5 protein-coding genes are annotated in these 2,032 nt (G+C 61.5%); all 5 read left to right on the top strand.

Annotated elements, in window-relative coordinates; all coding sequences use genetic code 11:
- The first annotated feature begins 81 nt into the window (after window positions 1-81).
- The 5 genes from ACOCD2_RS17655 (at window position 82) to ACOCD2_RS17635 (ending at window position 1,930) form a co-directional block, all read left to right on the top strand.
- Entirely contained in the window at window positions 82-210 is a 129-nt protein-coding gene (locus ACOCD2_RS17655; RefSeq protein WP_293646551.1) for a hypothetical protein, read from the top strand.
- A gap of 37 nt (window positions 211-247) precedes the next feature.
- A complete protein-coding gene (locus ACOCD2_RS17650; protein ID WP_293649910.1) occupies window positions 248-565 on the top strand; it encodes a hypothetical protein in 318 nt (105 codons plus the stop codon).
- A complete protein-coding gene (locus ACOCD2_RS17645) occupies window positions 549-725 on the top strand; it encodes a hypothetical protein (RefSeq protein ID WP_419612883.1) in 177 nt (58 codons plus the stop codon). Before ACOCD2_RS17650 ends, ACOCD2_RS17645 begins: the two co-directional genes overlap by 17 nt.
- 163 nt (window positions 726-888) lie before the next feature.
- Window positions 889-1,242 (top strand): efflux RND transporter periplasmic adaptor subunit, encoded by a 354-nt coding sequence (locus ACOCD2_RS17640; protein ID WP_293649911.1) that lies wholly within the window; start codon window positions 889-891, stop codon window positions 1,240-1,242.
- 1 nt (window position 1,243) lies between these two features.
- Window positions 1,244-1,930: an ABC transporter ATP-binding protein gene (locus ACOCD2_RS17635; RefSeq protein WP_305800744.1), complete on the top strand. Its 687-nt coding sequence runs from the start codon at window positions 1,244-1,246 to the stop codon at window positions 1,928-1,930.
- The last annotated feature ends 102 nt before the right edge of the window (window positions 1,931-2,032 follow it).

Raw genomic sequence — 2,032 nt, 5'->3', positions numbered from 1 at the left:
GGAAGCTGCACAGGCGAGAGCCAAGTCCGCCCATGATACCTGGCAGCGTCTGCAGAGACTGACAAGCGTGTCTTCGGCCTCGTGATAGATTTTGGGACATCCCAGTCCCCAAAATCGACTCAGCCTTTGACAACCTATTTGTGCCCCAGCCGTCCTGGTCACCAAGCACTACGCAACAACTTCGCAAGCTCGTTGCTGCTCCGTACTTGACTCCCATATGACTGGACGCCGCGTTCGGAGGCCTACTTTGTTTTCCCTCTGGCGCAAGGCACGCCGGGAAAACAGCGCGGCCTCGCGGCTACTGGGGACTACCAGCCTTCGCTTCGCTCTCCATGGCTGGCAGCGCAAGCGTGTCTTCGACCTCGTGATAGATTTTGGGACATCCCAGTCCCCAAAATCGACTCGGCCTTTGACAACCTATTGGTGCCCCAGCCGTCCTGGTCACCCAGCACTACGCAACAACTTCGCAAGCTCGTTGCTGCTCCGTACTTGTCTCCCAATGACTGGACGCCGCGTTCGGAGGCCTACTTTGCTTCCCTTCTGGCGCTATGCGCACGACGGGTAAGCAGTGCAGCCTCGCGCCTACTGGGGACTACCAGCCTTCGCTTCGCTCTCCATGGCTGGCAGCGTCGGCAAGAAGCTCGCCTCCCGTGAAGAGGTGGAAACGGCAAGATCCAATGCCAATGCCGCCCAGGCCCAGGTGGAAGCCGCCCGCGCCGCGCTGAAACTGCTCGAAGCCGGCCCGCGCAAGGAAGACATCGCGGCAGCTGAGGCAGAACTGAAGGCCGCCGAGGCCGCGCTGCAACTGGCCAGACAGAACCTGGCGCATACGGAACTGCACGCCCCGGCCGACGGTATCATCCGCACCGCATTCTCGAACCCGGCGATATGGCCAGCCCACTCAAACCAGCACTCACTCTGGCTTTCGCTAACCCCGTGTGGGTGCGCGCCTACCTGCCGGAAACACGGCTGGGCAAAGTCAAGCCGGGCATGAAGGCCAGCATCACCAGCGACAGTTATCCGGGCAAGACCTACCCGGGATGGGTGGGATACATCTCTCCCACTGCCGAGTTCACACCCAAGAACGTGGAAACACCGGAACTGCGCACCCGCCTGGTGTACCAGATCCGCGTCTTCGCCTGTAACCCGCAGGAAGAACTGCGGCTGGGCATGCCAGCCACGGTGAACATCGACCTGACATCGCCTGCCGGCACTACTGACCTTCCCGACTGCAACAAGTAAAATGGAAAATCCCGCGCTCATCCTGCGCGATGTACACAAGTGCTTCGGTAAAGGCGAGACCTCGGTGCAGGCGCTCAACGGCGTCAGCATCCAGGTGCCCGCGGGCACCGTCACCGGGCTGATCGGCCCGGACGGCGCCGGCAAGACCACCCTCATGCGCCTGTGCTGCGGCCTGCTGGAGCTGGATGGCGGCAGCGTGGAAACCCTGGGTATCGATGCAGTCAAACAACCCGCTGCCGTCCAGGCGGCCGTGGGTTACATGCCCCAGCGCTTCGGCCTTTACGAAGACCTCAGCGTCCAGGAAAATCTCGATCTCTACGCCAATCTCCAGGGCGTGCCGGTTGCGAGCAGGCAGCAGCGTGACGACCAGCTGATGCAAATGACCGGCCTGGCGCCCTTCACCCGCCGTCTGGCAGGCAAGCTGTCCGGCGGCATGAAGCAGAAACTGGGCCTGGCCTGCGCCCTGGTGCGCTCCCCCGCCCTGCTGCTGCTGGACGAACCCACGGTCGGCGTCGATCCGGTATCCCGCCGGGAGCTGTGGCAGATCGTCTACAGCCAGGTGAAGGATGCCGGCATGAGTGTACTCCTCAGCACCGCCTACCTAGATGAGGCGGAACGCTGCAACGAGGTTATTTTGCTGCACAAGAGCGAGGTGCTGGGACAGGCACCGCTGTCGGGTACCATGTGATTATATTCCAAAAAGGAGCTATCCTTTGTTCCGAACCCGCCAGATATTGAACGACTGGCTCACGCAAAACCTGGAGGAAGCATAACGCCATGGTTATCCATC

Source organism: Thiolapillus sp. (assembly GCF_048562965.1).
GTDB lineage: Bacteria > Pseudomonadota > Gammaproteobacteria > Chromatiales > Chromatiaceae > Thiolapillus > Thiolapillus brandeum_A.
The sequence above is the reverse complement of the archived record's forward strand: the minus strand, read 5'-3'. Positions and strand labels throughout refer to the sequence as shown.

Excerpts from the sequence above, each read along its gene's own strand:
- ACOCD2_RS17635 (WP_305800744.1), top strand. The coding sequence starts at position 1,244 with ATGGAAAATCCCGCGCTCATCCTGCGCGATGTACACAAGTGCTTCGGT.
- ACOCD2_RS17640 (WP_293649911.1), top strand. The coding sequence starts at position 889 with ATGGCCAGCCCACTCAAACCAGCACTCACTCTGGCTTTCGCTAACCCC.
- ACOCD2_RS17645 (WP_419612883.1), top strand. The coding sequence starts at position 549 with ATGCGCACGACGGGTAAGCAGTGCAGCCTCGCGCCTACTGGGGACTAC.